5 protein-coding genes are annotated in these 6090 nt (G+C 72.5%); 3 read left to right on the forward strand and 2 right to left on the reverse strand.

The window, feature by feature from the left end; all coding sequences use genetic code 11:
• Window positions 1–386 precede the first annotated feature (386 nt).
• Together GSY69_RS13225 and GSY69_RS13230 are read right to left on the reverse strand one after the other, a co-directional pair.
• Window positions 387–1082, reverse strand: coding sequence for a YczE/YyaS/YitT family protein (locus tag GSY69_RS13225; RefSeq protein ID WP_160954302.1), 696 nt, complete (start codon window positions 1080–1082; stop codon window positions 387–389).
• Window positions 1083–1177: 95 nt separating this feature from the next.
• Window positions 1178–2674 (reverse strand): glutamate--cysteine ligase, encoded by a 1497-nt coding sequence (locus GSY69_RS13230; RefSeq protein WP_160954303.1) that lies wholly within the window; start codon window positions 2672–2674, stop codon window positions 1178–1180.
• A 57-nt stretch (window positions 2675–2731) separates the two neighbouring features.
• On the opposite strand from GSY69_RS13230, the gene GSY69_RS13235 reads away from it, so the two are divergent.
• The 3 genes from GSY69_RS13235 to mmuM are packed head-to-tail and all read left to right on the forward strand — an operon-like array spanning window position 2732 to window position 6067.
• A complete protein-coding gene (locus GSY69_RS13235) occupies window positions 2732–3904 on the forward strand; it encodes a M20 family metallopeptidase (protein WP_328698878.1) in 1173 nt (390 codons plus the stop codon).
• 46 nt (window positions 3905–3950) lie between these two features.
• Window positions 3951–5078 (forward strand): o-succinylbenzoate synthase, encoded by a 1128-nt coding sequence (menC, locus tag GSY69_RS13240; RefSeq protein ID WP_160954304.1) that lies wholly within the window; start codon window positions 3951–3953, stop codon window positions 5076–5078.
• Window positions 5078–6067 (forward strand): homocysteine S-methyltransferase, encoded by a 990-nt coding sequence (gene mmuM / locus GSY69_RS13245; protein ID WP_160954305.1) that lies wholly within the window; start codon window positions 5078–5080, stop codon window positions 6065–6067. The genes menC and mmuM overlap by 1 nt, the downstream gene beginning before the upstream one ends.
• The last annotated feature ends 23 nt before the right edge of the window (window positions 6068–6090 follow it).

Below are 6090 nucleotides of genomic sequence, written 5' to 3' on the forward strand. Positions count from 1 at the left end.
CGAGACCCACAGAAGGATGCCGGGTGCCCCGACTTCCGCTCCACCGGACCCGTGCGGGCCGGTCGCGCTGCTCGAGGCGAACAATCACCTAGCTTAGACCCGATCCTCACTGCGAAGCAAGCCGCTCTGCCGTGACCCTCACCACATCAACCCGGGGGCTGAACTGGGAGGATGGACCGAAATCCGGCTGCCCCGGCGGTTTCCCGCGTCAGGCAGCGAGAGACGACATTACACGCACCGGCTGGGGCGCGCAAGTCCCCGCGGAGAATCTTCTTCACCCGGCGCCTCGGCCCATTCCGCGGCCCATCCTCCGACCCGTCGCTCGCCCGAGCCGGCGCCGCGCCTCGGAGGCCGTGCCTCGGGGCAGGCGCCCCACGGCACGGGCCTCACAGCAGCTGCGTGGGATCGGCCGGTGTGCCGGCCTCCGGGTGCGCGTGCGTGCGCGCCCTGCCCCTGGCGATCCGCTCCACCGCCGGCTCATTGACGTGTCGGGAGAAGAACGCGATGAGCGGCCCGCAGAAGAACGCCGTCATGATGGTGCCCGCCCCCACCGGCCCGCCGACCAGAAGCGCGGCGACGAGCACGAGGAGATCCTGCGTCACCCGCACCCGCTGGTACTTCCAGCCCGACCGCTCGACGATGATCGGCGCGATCGCATCGTAGGGCGCGGTGCCCACTCCTGCGGAGATGTAGGCACTGGCGCCGAACGCGAAGACGCAGATGCCCACCGCGAAGCACAGGGTGGCGCCGTGCGCATCGCCCGCGGGCACGGCATACGGGTGCAGCAGCGCGGCGAAGAGCTCGATGAAGAAGCCCGTGAGCGTCATGTTCACAAGCGTGCCGATGCCGATGTAGGAGCGGGCCCAGATGAGGACCGGCACGAAGAGGACCGCGTTGCTCAGCAGCTGGTAGGCGCCCAGGGTCCAGCCCAGCCGGTCGCTGACGCCGATGTTGAGGGCGGTGTACGGGTCGACGCCCACCCCGCCGGTCTGCAGGATCGCAGCCCCCAGGCCGATGAGCACCACGCCCGCGAGCGCGTAGAGCGAGCGGGCCGCCAGCGACCCCGGATGTCGGTCTGCCATGGTGTCGCTCCCCTCCTGCGCTATCCCCGGCCCAGCGCGGTGCTGTGCCTCAGCCGGCAGCCGTGCGGCGCCTCAGCCGGCAGCCGTGCGGCGCCTCAGCCGGTGACCGGCCATTCGTGGACGGGCCGGCCTGTGGCCTGGTTCTCCCGGTAGAGCTCCATCATGCGCACGAGCGCGGCGCGGCGCTCCGGTGAATCCGGCTCGGTCACCCGCGGCTTGAGGCCGTTGAGCGTGCGCAGCTGCCAGGTGGCGCCGTTCTGCCGGGTGCGGGCGCGCTCGTCGATGATGTGCAACGACTCGTCGATGAGCACCGGGTCCACGCCGATCACCTCGAGGCCCTTGCGCGCCTGCGGCAGCAGCCGGCCGCGCACCAGCTCGCCCACGTCGATGTGGCCGAGCGTCGGCCACTCCATGCGCGAGTACATCCCGGAGCGGGCGCCGGTGAAGAAGTTGCGCTCCGCGTCCTGGAACGACAGCCGCGACCACACGGGGCGGTTCTGCTCGATGAAGAAGTGGACCATGCCGTAGTAGAACGCCGCATCGGCCACCATGTCCGCCACCGTGGGGCCCGCCGGCAGCAGGCGGTTCTCGACCCGGATGTGCGCGGGCTCGTCCTCGGGGCCCGGCGAGTAGATGGGCCGGTTCCACCGCCACACCGTGCCGTTGTGCAGGTTGAGGTAGTGCAGCGCCGGTGCCTCGCCGCGCATCTCCGGGGTGCCGGAGGCCTCGCGGGACTCGGGCAGCACCGCCGGGAAGTAGCGGACGTTCTCCTCGAAGAGGTCGAAGGCGCTCGTGATCCACCGCTCGCCGAACCACACGCGCGGGCGCACGCCCTGGGCCACGAGCTCCGGGGTGCGGGTGTCGATCGACTGGGCGAAGATGGGGATGCGGCTCTCGTGCCACACCTTGCGGCCCACGAACAGCGGCGAGTTCGCGCTCAGCGCCGCCTGCACGCCGGCGATCGCCTGCGAGGCGTTCCACGCCACCGCGAACCGGTTGGGCGCCACCTGGAGGTGGAGCTGCATGGACGTGCAGGTGGACTCAGGGGCGACGTCGTCGAAGTCGCCCTCGAAGAACTCGCGGTCGCCGATGTCGATGTGGACGAGCTCGCCGCGCGCCTCGACGATCGCGTTGCTCAGCGCCTTGTAGCGGTTCTCGTCGGTGATCCAGTTGGGATCGCGCAGCAGCTCGGGGGTGACGGTGGGCAGCGTGCCGATCATCGCGACGTGCGCCCCGGCGGTCTCCGCGGCCGCCTCCGCCTTGTCCAGGCGGGTGGTCAGGCCCTGGCGCAGCTGGTCGAGCCCATCGCCGGCCACCGAGAGCACGGGGTGGTTGAGCTCGAAGTTGTACGCGCCGATCTCCGACTGGAAGTCACCGTCGTCTACGGCCTCGATGACCTGCTTGTTGCACAGCTTGGGCTGCATGTCCTCGTCGACGAGGTTGAGCTCGAGCTCCATGCCGATCGTCCCGTGGTCGACGAACTCGGCCTCCTGGAGGTAGGCGTCGAACGTCTCCAGGTCCTGGTTGAGGCCCTCGCGATAGCGCGTGCGCTGCTCCGGGGTGTACCGCTGCGACGAGACTGCATCTCCCATGGGCCAAGCCAACCACACCCGCGCCTAGGATGGAGCCAAGCCGACGAAAGGATTTCCGTGTCCGCTCCCAGCTCCTCCTCCGCCCCGAGTGCCGCCCCCGAGCTGCTCGCCGCCGCACAGGACGCCCTGCCGCAGATGCTCGCCGACATCGAGCGGGTCATCACCCGCGAGACCCCCTCGTCCGATCACGCGGCCGTCGCCGAGGGCGCACAGGACTTCGCCGCCCTTCTGGCCGAGCGCCTGGGCGCCGAGGCCGAGATCGTCGAGGTCGACGGGGTCGCCCACGTGCGCCTGCGCTTCGGCTCCGGGCCCGCGCGCGTCGTGCTCGTCAACCACCAGGACACCGTCTGGCCCCACGGCACGCTCGAGCGCCTGCCCTTCAGCACGGAGGACGGGGTGCTGCGCGGCCCGGGTTCGTTCGACATGCTCACCGGCGCGATCATGAGCATCCACGCCGCCAAGCTCCTCGCCGACGCCTCCGGGCCCGAGGCGCTCACCGGCCTGTCCATCCTCGTGACCGGGGACGAGGAGGTCGGCTCGAATACGTCCTCGCAGCTCATCCGCGACGAGGCGCGCGGCGCGCGGGCCGTGTTCGTCATGGAGGCCTCGGCCGCCGGCGCCTACAAGGTGGCGCGCAAGGGCACCTCCGACTACAGCGTCATCATCCGCGGGCGCGCCTCGCACGCCGGCCTGGAGCCGGAGAAGGGCGTCAACGCGGGACTCGAGCTCGCCCACCAGCTCCCGGCCGTCGCCGCGCTGGGCGACCCGGACCTCGGCACCACCGTGACCCCCACGACCCTGTCCGGGGGCACGACGACGAACACCGTGCCCGCCGAGGCGCGCTTCCACGTCGACGTGCGCGCCGAGTCCGCCGAGGAGCAGCAGCGCGTGGACGCCGCGATCCGCAGGCTCGCCCCGCACCTGGAGGGCGCCGCACTCGAGATCGAGGGCGGCATCAACCGCCCGCCGTTCGGGCGCGAAGCCGCCCAGGAGCTCTACGAGCGCGCCGTCGCCCTCGCCGGGGAGCTCGGCATCGAGGCACCCGAGGCGGTGGCCGTGGGCGGCGGCAGCGACGGCAACTTCACCGCCGGCGACGGCGTGCCCACCCTCGATGGGATGGGCGCGGTGGGCGATGGCGCCCACGCCGAGCACGAGCACGCGCTCATCGACCACATCGCCCCCCGCACCGCGCTGCTGGCCGCGCTCATCGCCGACCGCCTGCACGACTGACCAGCCCCGCACGGCACACCCGGCCCCTCAACGAACAGGACCAGCAATGAAGCTCACCCGCGTGACACTCCACCGTCTGTCCATGCCGCTCGTCACCCCGTTCGCCACGTCGTTCATGACGGAGACGGAGAAGGACTGCTACCTGGTCGAAGCGGAATTCGACACCCCCGAGGGGCCGATCACGGGCTGGGGCGAATCCGTGGCGATGGTCGCCCCGCTCTACTCCTCCGAGTACGTCGACGCGGGGATGGCGGTCACGCGCGACTGGCTGGCGCCCATCCTCTTCGATGCCGGAGAGCTGACGGCGGAGACGATCGGCTGGCACCTGCGCCACGTCATCGGCTTCCCCATGGCGAAGTCCGCGCTGGAGATGGCCGCCCTCGAGGCCCAGCTCAAGCAGCGCGGCCTGAGCTTCCGCGACTACCTGGGCGGCGTGGCCGAGTCGGTGCCCTCCGGGGTCTCCGTGGGCATCCAGAACACGGACCGCGAGCTCATCGAGACGGTCGGCGGCTACCTCGACGAGGGCTACGCCCGCATCAAGCTCAAGATCAAGCCCGGCCGCGACATCGAGCCGGTGGCCGCGGTGCGCCGCGAGTTCGGCGATGACTTCCTCCTCCAGGTGGACGCGAACGCCGCCTACACGCTCGTCGACGCCGCCCACCTCAAGCGCCTCGACGACTACGGGCTCCTCCTCATCGAGCAGCCCCTGGGCGAGGCGGACATCCGCCAGCACGCCCAGCTGGCCGCCCAGATGTCCACCCCCATGTGCCTGGACGAGTCGATCGTCTCCGCCGAGGCCGCCGCGGACGCGATCGCGCTGGGCGCCGCCGACGTCATCAACATCAAGCCCGGCCGGGTGGGCGGCTACCTCGAGGCCAAGCGGATCCACGACCTGTGCGCCGCCAACGGCGTGGCCGTGTGGCACGGCGGCATGCTGGAGACGGGCCTGGGCCGGGCCGCGAACGCCGCCATGGCCACGCTGCCCGGCTTCACGCTGCCCGGTGACATCTCCGGGTCCAACCGCTTCTTCACCGAGGACATCACGGAGGAGATCGTCATGCACGACGGCATCGTCGATGTGCCCGCCGGGCCCGGCTTCGGCGTCACGATCGATCCCGACCGGCTGCAGAAGTACACGGAGGAGACCCTGCTCATCGAGCCGGAGCGCGCCTGATGGGACCCTTCGCCGCGGCGCTGGACCGGGCGCGGGCGGAGGGCCGGCCGCTCGTGCTCGACGGCGCCTCGGGCACGCAGCTCGAGGCGCTCGGGGCCGACATCGGCGGCGGGCTGTGGTCGGCCCGCCTGCTCGCCGAGGACCCCGCGCTCGTGGAGCGCATGCACGCAGCCTATGCGGCCGCCGGCGCCCAGGTCATCGAGTCCGTGTCCTATCAGGCCAGCCCGCGGGGGCTGGCCGCCGCGGGGTTCACCGCCGCCGAGGCGCGGGAGCTGCTCGCGCGCTCGTGGGAGCTGGCGAGCCGGGCGGCGCAGGAGGCGCGGCGCGCGGGGGCCGAGGCGTTCGCGGCGGCCTCGATCGGCCCGTTCGGAGCGTACCTGGCCGACGGCTCGGAGTACACGGGCGCCTACGGCGCGGACTTCGACGGGCCGGCCGCAGCGGCCGAGCTCGAGGCCTTCCACCGCGAGCGGATCGAACCGCTCTACGCGGCGGGCGCCCGGCTGTTCGCCATCGAGACGATCCCGCGCGCCGACGAGGCCCTCGCGGTCTCGCGCGTCATGGCCGACTACCCGGACGCCGAGTGGTGGCTGAGCTTCTCGCTGCGGCCCGAGGGCGGCGGGGGCGGCTCGCCCGTGCGGATCGCGGAGGGCATGCCGCTGGCCGATGCACTCGACGCGCTCGACACCGCCGTGTCCCAGCCCGCCGCGGTGGCGGTCAACTGCTGCGCGGCCTCCCAGGTGGAGCCGGCGATGCGGGCCATCACGGCCGCCGGCCGCCACGGCCTGGCCTACCCCAACTCCGGGGAGTCCTACGACGCCGCCACCGGCACCTGGGCGCCCCCGGCCACCGCGGCCGCCCTGACCGATCCGACCGAATTCGCCGCCGCCGCCCGGGACTGGGCCGCGGCGGGCGCCTCGGCGGTGGGCGGCTGCTGCCGGACCACGCCGGAGATCATCGCGGCGCTCGCGCGGGGCACCGGCCGGGCCTGAGGCCGCGGGCGGCGCTCCCCCGC

This window comes from Brevibacterium rongguiense, from assembly GCF_009857845.1.
GTDB classification, from domain to species: Bacteria; Actinomycetota; Actinomycetes; order Actinomycetales; family Brevibacteriaceae; genus Brevibacterium; species Brevibacterium rongguiense.

Coding starts and splice junctions, on each gene's coding strand:
- menC (WP_160954304.1), top strand. CDS start 3,951: ATGAAGCTCACCCGCGTGACACTCCACCGTCTGTCCATGCCGCTCGTC.
- GSY69_RS13230 (WP_160954303.1), bottom strand. CDS start 2,674: ATGGGAGATGCAGTCTCGTCGCAGCGGTACACCCCGGAGCAGCGCACG.
- mmuM (WP_160954305.1), top strand. CDS start 5,078: ATGGGACCCTTCGCCGCGGCGCTGGACCGGGCGCGGGCGGAGGGCCGG.
- GSY69_RS13225 (WP_160954302.1), bottom strand. CDS start 1,082: ATGGCAGACCGACATCCGGGGTCGCTGGCGGCCCGCTCGCTCTACGCG.